The 14,342-nt window shown below is 70.6% G+C and carries 8 protein-coding genes; 2 read left to right on the plus strand and 6 right to left on the minus strand.

The window, feature by feature from the left end:
- Positions 1 to 37: 37 nt before the first annotated feature.
- The gene (locus F9C12_RS02165) at positions 38 to 475 is read right to left on the minus strand and encodes a MarR family winged helix-turn-helix transcriptional regulator (protein ID WP_409464535.1); all 438 of its coding nucleotides are present in this window, start codon (positions 473 to 475) and stop codon (positions 38 to 40) included.
- 102 nt (positions 476 to 577) lie between these two features.
- Between F9C12_RS02165 and F9C12_RS02170 the strand changes: the two genes are divergently transcribed.
- The gene (locus F9C12_RS02170) at positions 578 to 964 is read left to right on the plus strand and encodes a nuclear transport factor 2 family protein (protein WP_409464536.1); all 387 of its coding nucleotides are present in this window, start codon (positions 578 to 580) and stop codon (positions 962 to 964) included.
- 84 nt (positions 965 to 1,048) lie between these two features.
- Here the strand turns inward: F9C12_RS02170 and F9C12_RS02175 are convergent, their stop codons facing one another.
- The 5 genes from F9C12_RS02175 to F9C12_RS02195 form a co-directional block, all read right to left on the minus strand.
- A complete protein-coding gene (locus F9C12_RS02175) occupies positions 1,049 to 2,848 on the minus strand; it encodes a hypothetical protein (protein ID WP_409464537.1) in 1,800 nt (599 codons plus the stop codon).
- A 90-nt stretch (positions 2,849 to 2,938) separates the two neighbouring features.
- Positions 2,939 to 5,026: an FUSC family protein gene (locus F9C12_RS02180; protein ID WP_409464538.1), complete on the minus strand. Its 2,088-nt coding sequence runs from the start codon at positions 5,024 to 5,026 to the stop codon at positions 2,939 to 2,941.
- Entirely contained in the window at positions 5,023 to 8,091 is a 3,069-nt protein-coding gene (locus tag F9C12_RS02185; RefSeq protein ID WP_409464539.1) for a GH92 family glycosyl hydrolase, read from the minus strand. The genes F9C12_RS02180 and F9C12_RS02185 overlap by 4 nt, the downstream gene beginning before the upstream one ends.
- Before the next feature lie 38 nt (positions 8,092 to 8,129).
- Positions 8,130 to 8,528: a GNAT family N-acetyltransferase gene (locus tag F9C12_RS02190; RefSeq protein WP_409464540.1), complete on the minus strand. Its 399-nt coding sequence runs from the start codon at positions 8,526 to 8,528 to the stop codon at positions 8,130 to 8,132.
- A gap of 483 nt (positions 8,529 to 9,011) precedes the next feature.
- Complete coding sequence (locus F9C12_RS02195) at positions 9,012 to 13,319, minus strand: GH92 family glycosyl hydrolase (protein WP_409464541.1); 4,308 nt, start codon at positions 13,317 to 13,319, stop codon at positions 9,012 to 9,014.
- Between the two features lie 261 nt (positions 13,320 to 13,580).
- On the opposite strand from F9C12_RS02195, the gene F9C12_RS02200 reads away from it, so the two are divergent.
- Positions 13,581 to 14,237: a class I SAM-dependent methyltransferase gene (locus F9C12_RS02200; RefSeq protein ID WP_409464542.1), complete on the plus strand. Its 657-nt coding sequence runs from the start codon at positions 13,581 to 13,583 to the stop codon at positions 14,235 to 14,237.
- Positions 14,238 to 14,342 lie beyond the last annotated feature (105 nt).

The raw sequence follows: 14,342 nt of genomic DNA on the forward strand, positions 1-14,342 counted from the left end.
CTGCGCGGCCCGGACCCGTGAGCGCGCGAGGAAGCGTTCACGGGTCCGGTTGTGCCACGTTTTCCGCGAGCCGGGTCAGCAATGCAGCGAGGGTCGCTATTTCGTCGTCGGTGAAACCGCGGCGCATCCGCTTGTCGTGCGCGATCGCGGCGTCGGCGAGGCGGTGGAAGGTGCGCTCGCCGTGGTCGGTCAGCTCGACCTGGTGCACGCGCCGGTTTTCCGGGTCGCGGGTGCGGGTGAGCAGGCCGGCGGTTTCCATGCCGTTGAGGTGGTGGGTGAGCGTCGCGCCCTGGATGCCGACGGCGTCGGCGAGTTCCCGCTGGCTTGCGTGCCGGCGGGTTTTGAGCGCGATGAGGATCTGCCAGACCGGCTGCGATCCGCCGACCTCGGCCAGGGCGCGGTCGAACGCCTGGCCGGCGGTCTTGGCGGTGCGGGCGAGGAGAACGCCGAGCGGCGGGGTGGCGGGTCGGGGCACGAGAGGACGGTACCGCAGGATCGTCGAACTCTAACCGTTTGACGACGAATGATTAGATGTCTAACGTTTGTGCTGTCTCATCGAATGGCACTGGAGGGCGTCATGACCGCTGCGGACATCGCTGAACTGGGCAAACGCTGGGCCGCCGCGGAGGTCGCGGCTGACCCGGAGACGCTGGGCTCGCTGGTCGCGGACGAGTTCCGGCTCGTCGGGCCGCTCGGTTTCGTGCTTGACCGGGAGCAGTGGCTGGGCCGGTACGAGTCCGGTGCGCTGGCGACGCTGCGGCTCGACTGGCGGGACGTCGAGGTCCGCGTGCACGGTGACACCGCGATCGCGATCGGCGTGCACGACCAGGAGGCGACCCATCAGGGCAACCGCGTCGACGGGACGTTCCGGGCCACCCACGTGCTCGTCCGCGGCGAAGACGGCTGGCGGATCGCGGGAATGCACCTCAGCCCGATGGGCGCGCCGCCCGCTTTCGCACGCTGATCCGCCGGGGTCGGAGCGGGCCTGAAGGAGCCCTGAAGGAATCTGGCTCCCCAGGTTCCCCTCCCGGACGTTCGGGTGGCGGGGTCAGGGTTTGTGCCACAGGTGGACGTTGTTGTCCGCGGTCGAGCCGGACGTGGTGGCGATGGTCTTCCGGTCCGGGCTCACCGAGAGCGAGGCGATTCCGGGCAGGCCCGCGCCCTCCTGTTTCCCGTCGAGCCGGAGCACGACGAGGGTGCCCGCCGACAGCGCGAGAAGGTGCTGGTCGTCGAGCCCGGCCAGGGCCATGGTCATCCAGACGGTCCCGTTTTGCTGGTCGATCCGCGTGGGGGCGAGCGTGAAGGCTGGCCGGAGTTCCTGGTGCGCGGCGGTGTCCCACTGGTGCACTTTCGCTGGTTCGCGGGCTTCGCCGCTGGTGGTGATCAGCGTTCGGCCGTCCGGGCGGAAAGCGAAGCAGCAGAGCCGTTCGTTCGCGGCCATGGTGATCGGAGCGCCCGCTGGTTTGAGCGAAGCCATGTCCCACAGGCGGAACTGGCCGGGGTGGTCGGAGTGGCCGTCCCGCTGGTAGACGGCGAGCGTGTGCCCGTCGGGGCTGAACTCCGAGTACCGGAAGGCGGCCGGGGTGTCGATGCTGCCGACGCGGGTGCGGTCGGCGACCCGCCACACGTCGAGCCTGCGCGGGGAGGCCATCGGCACGGTCAGGAGGCTGCCGTCGGGGCTGAGCGCGGGCCAGCCGCCGTCGCGGTCGATGCCGTCGAATACGAGCGGTGCGCTGGTTTCCTGGCCGGTCCACGCGTTCCAGGTCTGCGTTGTGAGCTGGGTGTCTTTGACCCGCGCGATGACGAGGGAAAGTCCGTCGAGGCCGAAAGCCATGCCCGCCACGCTCGTCTCGGGGAAGGGGCCGAGGCGGCGGCCGACCGGTTTGCGCGTGTCGACGTCCAGCACCTCCAGGGTGAAGTCGGCGTCCGCCGTGGCGAGCAGGCGTCCGTCGTGGTTGTACTGGAGGAACTGCGGATGCCCGCGGGCGACGAGGAACCCGGATTCGACCAGCGGCGGCTGCGGTGCGGGCGGAAGCGCGTCCGGCTTGGGCGGGCCCGGCCACGCGAGCCATCCGGCGAGTCCGAGGAGGACCAGGGCGAGCGCGCCGAGCAGGATTCGCCGCCGCGAGAGCGGGGGCGGCGGGGCGGCCGGGAAGTCTTCTGCGACCTGGTGGATCACCGGGTCGGTTTTGTCCTCTGCCGGCTGAGCGTCGAGGAACGGGGCGAGTTCGGCCGTCTGTTCCGCGATGAGCTTTTCGACGGCGGGCGGCCACGGGGCGGCAGCCGGGCCGATCGTTTCGAGCAGTTGCGAGGCGGTGGGCCGGTCGGGCGGGTTTTCCGCGAGACACGGGCGAATCGCCTCGGGGAGGGCGGTTTCCGCGGCGAGAAGCGTGCCGAGTGCGAACAGGTCGGCGGCGGGGTCGGTGCCGGTCGCGCGGGGGACGAGCCTGGCCCCGTGGTTCGTGAGCCGGACGTGGGACGGGTCCAGATTTCCGTGTGCGAGCCCGGCGCTGTGGAGCCGGGTCAGGTCGGCTGCGATCCCGGCGGCCAGCCGGCGCACCGCCGGTTCGGGCAGCGCGCCGGGCACGTCCTCGAGCGCGGGTCCGGGATGGAATTCCGAGGCATGCCAAGGCGTGGCCGCGTCCGGGTCGGCTTCGAACACCGCGCTCAACGCCGCGGCCTCAGCACGGAATCCGTTGTCCTCGGCGGTGTTCGGGAGCGTGAGCGCGACGAGCCGGTCGTCCGGTCCGCTGCCGAGCAGCACCCTGGTCGTTTCGTCCCGGCGCAGTTCCGCGAGCACTCGGTACTGTCCGAGCCAGAGCGGGTCGCCGAGCGCCGGTCTTCTCATCAGCTGCCTCCCCGGAGCTGTCCGAGAAGAGCTATCCTGCCAGGTTCGCGGCCGCCGGAGGGGCGAATCCGGGTCACCCGGGCCGGGCGGTCAGCTGTGCCGCAGCGGGTCCTGCGCTCCGACGCCCAGAACGCGGCCCAGTGCGATGAGCCCCTCGTCGAGGTGGCTGAGGCTGGAGAGCACGGCTCGGGTCTCGGCCTCGTCGATCCGGTCGGCGACCGGGGTTCCGTCGTCGCGGACGAGTTTGCGCGTCCGCGTGCTGCCCGGGTTGCTGACCGCCTCGTGCACCAGGTCGACGTTCGCGATGATCCGGCCGGCGAACTGGTCCAGCCGTTCCGAGACCGGTCCGGCGAGCTGGCCGGGCTGTGCGCGGGCGGCGACGTGCCGGGCGCGGAAGGCGATGCCCTCCAGCGTGGTCAGCACGTGCCAGCCGTAGTCGCGGCGGGCGCTGCGCAGGTTGATCGGGTGGGTGAGCGGTTCGATGGTCAGCCGCACCTGCTCGACCGCGCGGTCGAGGTCGCGGGACATCTCGATGATGTTCACGTTCTCGCGGCCGGACAGCAGCTTCGCGGCCGATTCGATGAACTCGTGCAGTTCGTCGAGCGCGACCGCGATGTCGTCCAGCATCACCGCGCGGGTGCGGACCGGCAGCACCACCACGGCGGCGAGCAGCCCGCACGCCGCGCCGACCGCGGTTTCGGCGACCCGGATCCACAGCACCTCGATGCTGAACGTGCCGAGCAGGCTGTAGAGCAGTCCCAGCATGCTGGTCACGAAGAACGCCATCAGGAACTGCGACACCCGCGCGGTGTAGACCATGCCGAAGACGCAGACCAGCAGCAGCGCGAGGATCGCCGGGGTGTTGCCGCTGACCAGCAGCGCCAGCGCGACGCCGCCGACGATGCCCAGCAGGGTCCCGCCGGTGCGGCGCATGCCCTTCACGAACCGGGCCCCGGCGCTGGACGTGCCGATGAACACGACGAACACCGTCAGCACCGCCCAGTACCAGCGCTGCGGCGAGATCAGCTGCCCGGCCAGCACGGCGAGCCCGCCGCCGAGCACGGCCTGGATCGCGCCGCGGGTCTGGTTGTCGTAGGCGAACGCCTTGGCGGGTTCTTCCTCCTCGTCCTCTTCGGCCGGGAAGTCCACTGTGGACGACCGGCTCGCGATGCGCTGCGCCCGGTCGTCCGCGACGGCCAGTTCGGCGATCGCGCGGCGGACTCCGTCGCCGGGGTGCGCGCGTTCGTCGATCCGGCTGCCTTCCACCAGCATCCGGCTGTACTCGCCGGTCTCGCTGATCAGCGGCAGGTCGCGCGGGTCGCGTTCCATCAGCGACCGGAACCGGGCCAGCCGGGCCACCAGATCGTCCGCGACGCCCTCGGGCAGCGGCTGCGAGCACGTCCGGCGCACGGTGATCACCAGCCACTGCACGGCCAGTTCGACCTCGATCACCCGGCGGCGCAGCTGGTCGGCGCGGCGGTCGTCGACGACGTCCGGCGCGTGGTCCTCGATCAAGAGGACCACTTCGTGCAGCCGCTCCACCGCCGTGCGGATCTGGCGGGTGCTGCGGTCCGAGCCGCCGGACGAGATGTACGCCTCGGCCGCCCGCACCGCCGCGCCGAGCCGCGCGCGGAACGCCTGCCGGTAGCGGATCAGCTCGCTTTCGGCGTTGCGGCGCAACAGAAGGAACCGCACGACCGCGTTCGCCGCGATCCCGATGGTCAGCGCTATCAGCAGGTGCGGCACCTGCGCGAGATGCGCCTGCAGGAACATCGGGAAGAAGAACAGGAAGAACGCCATCGACCCGAGCGCGATGCCGCGCGCGCCGAACCGCTGCACGTACACCGCGACGAAGATCAGCAGCACGAACACGACGCTGTCGAGCGGTGCGTAGGCGGAGCCGAAACAGGCGGCGGTGATCGAGGCGGCCCCCACCAGCAACGCGAGCAGAAGCGTGACGGCCTGGCCGCCGCTGGTGGCGTCGTTGACGGTGAACGCGCTCATCATCGCCGCGATGGCCGCGACGAGCGTGGTGGTGAGCGGGAAGTGCAGCGGCAGCATCGCGAGGACCGCGAGGACGATGCCGAGCACCGCCGACGCGGCGAGCCGCAGCCGGACGAGGCCGGGGTCGGCTGCCGCCAGCCGGTCGAGGAAGGCGTTGCGCACGGCGGTGATCATCGGGCCAGCAGCTCCCACTGGGCGAGGGCGACGCGCCGCCGGGTCGAGGCGCGGACCCGCAGCCGGTAGTGCCGGCACGCGGCGGGGTCGGCGAGCACGAACGGCCGGGTCTGGCGCCGCCAGCGGAACACCTCGCCGGAGCGTTCGTCCAGGGTCCGCCATCGCCGGCCGTCGTCGGAGCCTTCGAGCACCCAGTCCTGCGGATCGCCCGCGCTGCTGCCGGAGGTGAGCGTGTACAGGACGACCTCGCGCGGTTCGCCGTCCGCGGTGAAGGTGATGGTCGGCCGGGGCGTGCGGAAGACGGCCTGGGTGCGGCTGGTGTTGTCCGACAGAGCGGCGATTCCGGTGCCGGCGAGGTCTTTCAGCGGCGCGGGGGCGACCGGGGCGACCGGTTCGCCGCCCCAGTCGCCGGGCTCGGCGCGGACGTCGAACTCCAGCACCGCGCCGCGGGCGAGGACCGCGTGCGCGAGGGTGGCCGAAGGGTGCGGTTCGCCGTCGACGGTCAGGCCGTGCACGTAGGGCGTGCCGGTCGCGGCGCGGGGTGCTCGGATCACCAGGTCCTTTCCGTTGTCGAGGTGCACGGTGGCGGAGCGGAACAGCGGCGCGCACACCGCGTACCGCGGGCTGCCGACGGCCAGCGGGTAGAGACCGAGGGCGGTGAAGACATACCAGGCCGACATTTCCCCGTTATCCTCGTCCCCGGGATAGCCCTGGCCGATCTCGCTTCCGAGGTACAGCCGGCGCAGCACCTCGCGGACGGTCCGCTGGAGTTTCGCCTGCGCCCCGGCGAAGGCGTAGACGAACGGGATGTGGTGCGAGGGCTGGTTGGAGTGCCCGTACTGGCCCATCCGCACGTCCCGGGCCTCGGTCATCTCGTGGATCCGGCCGTCCTGGCCGGTCTCCGGGGTGCGGAAGAACTCGTCCAGCTTCGCCTCGAGACCCGCCGGTCCGCCGTGCAGCGCGGCGAGACCGGGGCCGTCGTGCGGCACGGAGAACGCGGTGTTCCAGGCGTTCGTCTCCACGTAGTCCGGGCCCCACGCGCCGGGGTCGAATCCGGCGGGTGCGTGGCGCCAGCCGCCGTCGAGGGTGCGGCCCTGGAAGAAGCCGATCCGGGCGTCGAAGTGGTTGGCGTAGTGCTGGGCGCGCTGGCGGAGGTAGACGGCGTTGTCGGCGAACCGGCGGGCCCGCGCGCCGCTGCTTTCCCGGGCGAGCGCGTCGGACAGATTGGCGAGGCCGAAGTCGTTGAGACAGCCTTCGAGCGCCCAGGACAGGCCGCCGCGCGTCGAGGTCGGCGTGTATCCGAGGAACGCGGAACGGTCGAGACCCTTGCGGCCCACGCCCTTGCGTGGCGGAGTGACAGTGGCGTTCTTGAGCGCGGCGTCGTAGGCGGCCTCGACGTCGAAGTTCGTGACGCCCTTCAGGTACGCGTCGGCGAACGCGACGTCGGAGCTGGTGCCGGTCATCAGGTCGGCGTATCCGGGGGAGGACCAGCGGGCGATCCAGCCGCCTTCGCGGTACTGCTGCACGAAACCGTCGATCATCCTGCCGCACTGGCGCGGCGCGAGCAGCGCGTACGCGGGCCAGGCGGTGCGGTAGGTGTCCCAGAAGCCGTTGTTGACGTACAGCTCGCCGTCAACGACCTTCGCGCCGGTGCGCCGCCGCGTGCTCGGCCGGAAACTCCGCACGACCGGGCTCGCGTGCCGGATGCCGCGCGGCGTGTTCTCGTGCGCGACGTTCGGGTACAGGAACAGCCGGTAGAGGCACGAGTAGAAAGTGGTCAGCTCGTCCTCGGACGCGCCCTCCAGCTCGACCCGGCCGAGCACCTCCTGCCAGCGTTCCCGCGCCCGGTCCCGGACCTGGTCGAACGTCGTGCCTGCCGGGATTTCCAGCGCCAGGTTGCGTTTCGCCTGCGCGAGGCTGATCAGCGACGTCGCGATCCGCAGCGTCGCCTCGGGGACGGCGAACTCCAGGCTGCCGGTCACCGTCCGCCAGAACGGCCGCCGGATCCGCCCGCCTTTCTCCGGCCGCTGGTCGGCTTCGGCGTACACGAACATGCGCCGCGCGCCGGTCGAGAGCCCGCTCCGCACCCACGTGTGCCCGGTGACGATCCCGCGCTCGGCGTCGATCCGCAGGCCGCCGCGGTTGCGGGCGTTGTCGAACAGCACCCAGCCGCGGCCGTCCGGGAAGCCGAAGCGGAACATCGCGGCGTGCTCGGACGGCGCGACCTCGGCGGTGATCCCGCCGCGGAACCGGACGCGGTAATGGTGCGGCCGGTCGGTCTCGTCGTCGTGGCTGAACGCCAGCGAACGCCGCCCGCGGTCCGGCTCGACCGGTCCGGCGCCGGGCATCAGGTGGAAGGTGTGCCGGTCGCCCATCCACGGGCTCGGCTGGTGGCTGAGCCCGAACGCCTGCAGCCGCGGCTCGTTCCGCTCGTCGTTGTGCCGGTGGTAGGAGTAGAACCAGTTCAGCGCGCGTGCGTCGGTGACCGGGGTCCAGAAGTTGAACCCGTGCGGGACCGCGGTGGCCGGGAAGGTGTTGCCGCGCGAGAACTCGCCGCTGGAATGCGTGCCGCGAGTCGTGCGGACCCAGTCGACCGGGTCCTGGTGCCGCGGCGGACGCTCGGCGATCCGGACGTCGTCCAGCCAGCCTGTCGCCTCGCCGTCGAACTCGGTCACCAGCAGGATCCGCCGCACCCGCCGTCCGGCGAATGCCTTCAGCGGACGACGCACGAGGTTCCACTGGTCGACGTAGAGCGTCTCCGGGTCCGGGGCGAACCCGGCGCGGCTGCCGTCGGCGAACTCGACATCGAGCGCGACGTGCGTGCTGCGATCGTCGGAGGCGGGGAAGACCACATACGACAGTGCACTGTGGCCGGTGACCGGAATGTCCACCTCGAACAGCACGAGAGGGGGCCCGGCCTGGTAGCGCAAGGCTTTCGCCCCGGTGAACCCGACGCCGGTCTTCGCGGTCGGCGACCGGCGCGGCCCGCTGTCCACCCGCAGTCCGGGAGCGACCGGCTGCGGATCGCCCGCTTCGAACGAGGAGAAGAACGCAGCCGTGGTCACGCCCCCACGGTAATCGCTCCCGCGCCCGCTTCGCCGGTTCAGCTCGCGGTGAGCCGGATCAACCCCGCGTCAGTGGAGGCGAACCCGCAGGCGTCGAAGTAGAACGGACGCAGATGCGGTTCGAAGTCCACGTGCAGCCACTCACAGCCCGCGTCCCTCGCCGCGTCCCGCGCGCGCCGGACGAGTTCGGTGCCGATGCCGCGGTGCTGCCAGTCGGCGTGCACCTTCGGGTCGAGGAGGAACGCGTGGTCCGCGCCGTCCCACGCGACGTTCGCGAAGCCGACCAGCCGGTCGCCGTCGTGCGCGCTGACCCAGCCGAGGCTGTGCTGCTTCGCCCGGTCCCACCAGCCGGTCTCGGGGTCGCCGCCGTGGGCTTGGGTGAGGGCGACGAGCTGCGCGTCGGTCAGGTCGGCGCGCCAGGAGTAGTTGATCTTCATCACGCGACGCTCTCACGTTGGGGTGCTGGTGACCACTCGATAACGCGCCTGCCGGAACTGACTCCGGTCGACTGACGTCAGCAGTCCGTCACGACTCGACTGCCGTCCGCCGCGAATCGCAGTCCGCCGGTTTCGACGAACAATTGCGGCGGGCGGTCTTCGATCGTCTTGGCCCAGCCGCCTCGGAAACCGAAAACAGAGGCGACGAGCGCTGCCAAAGTGCATGCGAAGACGCGAAGCGAACGAAGCATTTCAAGCCTTTCCCCGGTGAAATCGGCTATTGCACGCTTCCTCTGGTGGCTCCTCTTTCGGCACGGGGATGTGCTCATGTGACGCCCGCTCCCGCTGCTGCCAATAAGCTCAAGCAGTTCCCGCCGGCCGGAACCCGTGAAGAGCACGTCGTTTTCCCCAAGCCGGTACCGCCATAAAAAGGGGCTCTCGAGGGAATCAGCTTCCCCCAAGAGCCCCTTCGCAGTCAGCCGGTCAGAGCTGCGCGCACTGCCCGCCCATCGGACCCCGGACCGTGTTGGCCAGGTCGTGATCCGTCGGGGCGGGGGAGTTGCCCGTGCAGGCCAGCGGCCCGCCCACGGTGCTGCTCGCGATCAGCGGCCCCTGGTTGCCGGTCAAGTTCACCGGGCCGGAGATGTCGGTCAGCTCGATCGACACCGGGCCGGCGCTGCCGGTGATCGACACCGGACCGGACACCTTCGTCCGGTTCAGCACCACCTGCGCCGCACCCGCCGCCGCGACCGGGCCGGTGATCTGGCCGCCGCGCACGAGCAGCGAAGCGCCGCGCGCCACGTTCACCGGGCCCGACACCGTCGCGCCGTTCAGGCACACCACGCCGCTCGACACGGTCAGCGGGCCGTTCTGCACGCCGGTCAGCGTCTTCGTGCACGACGCGTCCGGGCGGCCCAGCAGCTCGAACTCCGCCAGCGTCGCCGGACCGCCCGCGGTCGCGGTGACCTCCAGCCGGTAGTAGGCGTAATGCGCCGGGTTCTTCACCGCGAACGCCCGGGTCTGCTGCCGCCACGGGAAGGACTGGCCGGTCTGCTGATCGGCGACCGTCCAGGTCTTCCCGTCATAGGAACCCTTCAGCGTCCAGCTCTTCGCGTCGCCCGCGCCGGTGCCCGAGGTGAGCGTGTAGTGCGTGACCGCCTCGTCGGCCGACTTCAGCTGGTACTGCACCGCGCCGGTCACCTTCGCTTGCGTGCGCGAAGTGTTGTCCAGCAACGCCGACGCGTCCGAACCGTCCGAAGTGGACAAAGTGCCCAGCCCCGGCCCGGTCTCGTCGTGCAGCGGCGTCGGCACCGCGTCGCCGGTGGTGATCGACTTCGGCGCGTCGCCGGCGCCGGTGCCCCACGTCGACGGGTTCGGGCCCATGTCGAAGTCGAGCGTGGCGCCGTGGGCGAGCACGTCGTGCGGCAGCGACGTCGACGTCCAGTTCTTCCCGTTGACCTTCAGCCCCTGGACGTACACGTTCTTCGCCGAGTTCTTCGGCGCGTTGACCACCAGGTCCCCGCCGGGCAGGTGCACGGTCGCCTTGGTGAACAGCGGCGACCCGATCGCGTAGTCCGGGCTGCCCATCTGCAGCGGGTAGAAGCCCAGCGCGCTGAAGACGTACCACGCGGACATCTCGCCGTTGTCCTCGTCGCCCGCGTAGCCCTGGCCCAGTTCGCTGCCGGTGTACAGCCGCGACACCGCTTCGCGCACCTTCGCCTGCGTCTTCGCCGGCTGGCCCGCGTAGTCGTACATGTAGAGGATGTGGTGCGAAGGCTGGTTGGAGTGGCCGTACTGGCCCATCCGCACGTCCCGCGCCTCCCGCATCTCGTGGATCACGCCGCCGTAGCTGCCCGGGAAGTTCGCGGTCTCCTGGTCGGCGAAGAACGCGTCGAGCTTCGCGCCCAGCTTGTCCTTGCCGCCGTAGAGATTCGCCAGCCCCTGCCCGTCCTGCGGCACGGTGAAGGCCATGTTCCAGCCGTCGGTCTCGGTGTAGTCCCCGCCCCACTGGCGCGGGTCGTAATCGGCCTTGGCCTTCGTGAACTTCCCGCTCGCGTCCTTGCCCTGGAAGAACCCGGTGCTCGGATCGAAGAGGTTCACGTACTGCTGCGCCCGGCTCGTGAAGTAGTGGTAGTTCTCCAGGTACTCCGCCTTGCGCGGGTCGTTCGCCGCCGCCTGGTCGTACATCTTCTTCGACAGGTTCGCGATGCCGAAGTCGTTGACGTAGCCCTCGATCGCCCACGAGAAGCCCTCGCCGGTCGAATTCGGGGTGTAGCCCAGGAAAATCGACTGGTCCAGACCCTTGCGGCCGACCGCGGAGTTCGGCGGCGTCACCGTCGCGTTCTTCAGCGCCGCGTCGTAGGCGGACTTGACGTCGAAGTTCGTCACGCCCTTCTGATACGCGTCGGCGAACGCGACGTCCGAACTGGTGCCGGTCATCAGGTCCGCGTAACCGGGGGAGGACCAGCGCGCGATCCAGCCGCCGTCGCGGTACTGCTGCACGAACCCGTCCACCATCTTGCCCGCCATGTCCGGCGTGAGCAGCGAATACGCCGGCCAGGTGGTCCGGTAGGTATCCCAGAAGCCGTTGTTGACATACGTCTGCCCGTCGACGATCTTCGACCCGGTGCGGGTCGCGGTGTCCGCGCCGGTCTTCGGCGACACCGGGCTGGCGTACTGGTACTTCGGCGCTTCCTTCGTGCCGACGTTCTCGAAGCCCTCGTTCGGGTACAGGAACAGCCGGTACAGGTTGGAGTACAGCGTCTCCAGCTGGTCCTTCGACGCGCCCTCGACCTCGATCACGCCGAGCTGCTTGTCCCACGCCTGCTGAGCCGCGTCCCGCACCTGGTCGAACCCGGCGTCCGGGGCGATCTCCTGCTCCAGGTTCTTCTTGGCCTGGTCCACGCTGATCAGCGACGTCGCGATCCGCATCGTCACGGTCTTGTCCGCGCCCGCGGCGAACCGCAGGTACCCGGTCACGTTGTCCCGGTTCTGCCCGGTCAGCTTGCCCCCGGTCGTGACGGGCTTGTCGAACGTCGCGTAGACGAACATCCGCCCGGCGCCCGCGGACAGGCCGCTCTTGGCGTCGGAATAGCCGCTGAGCGTGCCGTTCGCCGGGTCGAGCGTGAGCCCGCCAGAGTTGTTGACGTTGTCGAAAATCAGGCTGGAATCATTGCCCGGGAAGGAGAACCGCAGCATCGCCGCGTGGTCGGCCGGCGCGATCTCGGTCTTGATCCCGTTCTGGAACGTGACGCCGTAGTAGTGCGCCCGCGCCACCTCGTTGTCGTGCGTGAACGGCAGCGCCCGCTTGTCGCGGTTGGCGTCCGGCACCCCGCTCGCGGCCGACGGCATCACCTGGAAGCTCTGCCGGTCGCCCATCCACGGGCTCGGCTCGTGGCTCACGCTGAACGCCTGCAGCTGCGGGAGATTCTCCGCGTTGTTCTGCGAATGGTAGTTGTACAGCCAGCTCGCCGAACCCGCGTCCGTCACCGGCGTCCAGAAGTTGAAGCCGTGCGGAACCGCGGTCGCCGGGAAGTTGTTGCCCCGGGAGAACGTGCCGTTCGCCATGGTGCCGCGCGTGGTGCGCACGTTGTCGCTGGGCCGGGTGCTGGCCGGCGGCGTCGGCGTCGCGGAGATCTTCAGGTCGTCGAGCCAGCCCGCGAACTGCGCCGGGCCGCTGGGATTGTCGTAGCCGATCGCGATCCGGTCGATCGTCTTGCCCGCCGCGACCCGCCCGATCGCCGAACGCACCAGGTTCCACTGGTTCGCGTAGAGGACCTTGCTCGCGCCCTGGCCCTCCGGCGTCAGCGGGAACCCGTACTGGTCGGTCGCGCCGAGGTCGCGCAGATGCGTGCCGTCGGTGAAGTCCAGGTCGACCGCGACGTTCGTGCTCGGGTACTTCAGATCGCCCTCGACGAACTGCGGCTGCACCTTGTACGACAGCTCGGTCGTCGCGGTCACCGGCAGGTCGACGTCGTAGACCTTGTTGTAGGAGTAGCCGTGCCCGGCCTTGGGCTGGCCGCCCGAGTAGCGGAACGCCTTCTTGCCGGTGAACCCGACCCGGTTCTTGTTGGTGTAGCCCGACGTCGGTCCGGAATCGACCACGCTGCGCATGTTCGGCAGCGGCGGCGGGGCCGGATCGTCGTTGGCCAGCAGCAGCTCCGAGAACTGCATGATGTCGTCGCCGTTGTTGCGCGTGACGTTCAGCCGGTAGTAGGCGAACGCGGCGCTCGGCGCGGCCAGCTTGTAGTCGTTCTGCTGGAAACGGCTGGCGAACGACTGCCCGGACTGCTTGTCCAGATCGGTCCACCGCTGCGCGTCGTTCGAGCCCTGCAGCGTCCAGTCCCGCGGGTCCCGGCCGGGGAAGTCGTTGGCCGAACTGACCGCGTAGTGCGTGATCGACGTCGGCGCGGAAAGCGCGAACGTCACCGACGCCGCCGGGTCCCACGACAGCCACTTCGTCCCGGTGCTGCCGTCGATCAGGTTCGCGGCGACCTCGCCGCCGCCGGTATTCTCGCTGGTCGCGCTGACGTCGGTGACCTTGCCCCGGATGTCGCCGGGGATCGCGGTCCCGTTCGCGCCGTCGACGCCCGAGGCCCGCGGCTTCCCCGCGGCATCGGTGTCGACAGCGTCCTGGATCGGTTGCGGGTCGTTCGGCTCGAACGAAGACACGAAGTCCGGCGGGGCGGCCTCGCCCGGCGCGGCACCGGCCGCGGCGGGCAGGACGACCAGGCCCGCCGCCGCCATCGCCGCGGCGAGCACGGCGGGCAACGGTCTGGCGCTTCGGGGCATCATTGCTCCCAGTTCGTCAGGGGATCGGGGCCCCGGGACAACGGACGTCCCGGGGCCCCGGAAGCTCAACGCGCGGGTGACATCGATGTCAAGACCACCCCGGAATCCTGACCGGAAACGGACAACCCCCCGGCGGCCCGGCTACGGCAACCGGGTGTCTGCCGGCCCGCCAGGGCTCTCCGCGGCTGGCCGAAGCGACGGCCGGCGGGCTCGGCGCCGCGAACGCACCGGCCTCGCGGCCCGGCGGGTATAACGGACCCCATGCCAGACGACGCCATCGATCCCGACGAGGACGCCCGCCGCCGGGCCGGACTCGCCCTCGCCCACGGCGACCCCACCGGGTGGTTCGAGCCCCTCTACGCCGCGGCGGAAGCGGGCGAAGCCGTCCTGCCGTGGTACCGCGGCGAGCCCTCGCCGGAACTCGCCGCCTGGCTCGACGGCCGTCCCGGCAACGGACGCCGCGCGCTCGTCGTCGGCTGCGGAATGGCCGACGACGCCGAACTCCTCGCCGCCGCCGGATACGAAACCTCCGCCTTCGACGTCTCGCCCAGCGCGATCAAAGCCGTGCTCAACCGCTTCCCGGACACCGCCGTCTCCTACCGCACCGCGGACCTGCTCGCCCCGCCCGCGGAATTCCACTACGCCTTCGACCTGGTCGTGGAGATCATGACCGTCCAGTCGATGCCCAAGGACGTCCACGACCCCGCGATCGCCTCGGTGTCCGGATTCGTCGCGCCGGGCGGAACGCTCGTCGTCGGCGCGGTCGCCGAGGAAAGCATCGACCTCGACAGCTGGGAGGGCCCGCCGTGGCCGCTCAGCAAAGCCGAAGTCGAGTCCTTCGCCCGCGACGGCGTCACCCTGACCTCGCTGGAGCGCGTCCGCGACGACAGCCGCTGGTGGGCGGAGTTCACCCGCTGACGGCACCGGACAGTCCCGCGACGAACCGCGACCGGCGATCGCGCACCTCGCCGCCGGACTGTCCATTGTGGACACCGCGACGGCAAAACCGCGGCGGCGCACCCA

Origin of the sequence: Amycolatopsis sp. GA6-003, assembly GCF_046267895.1 — a bacterium.
Classification (GTDB): domain Bacteria; phylum Actinomycetota; class Actinomycetes; order Mycobacteriales; family Pseudonocardiaceae; genus Amycolatopsis.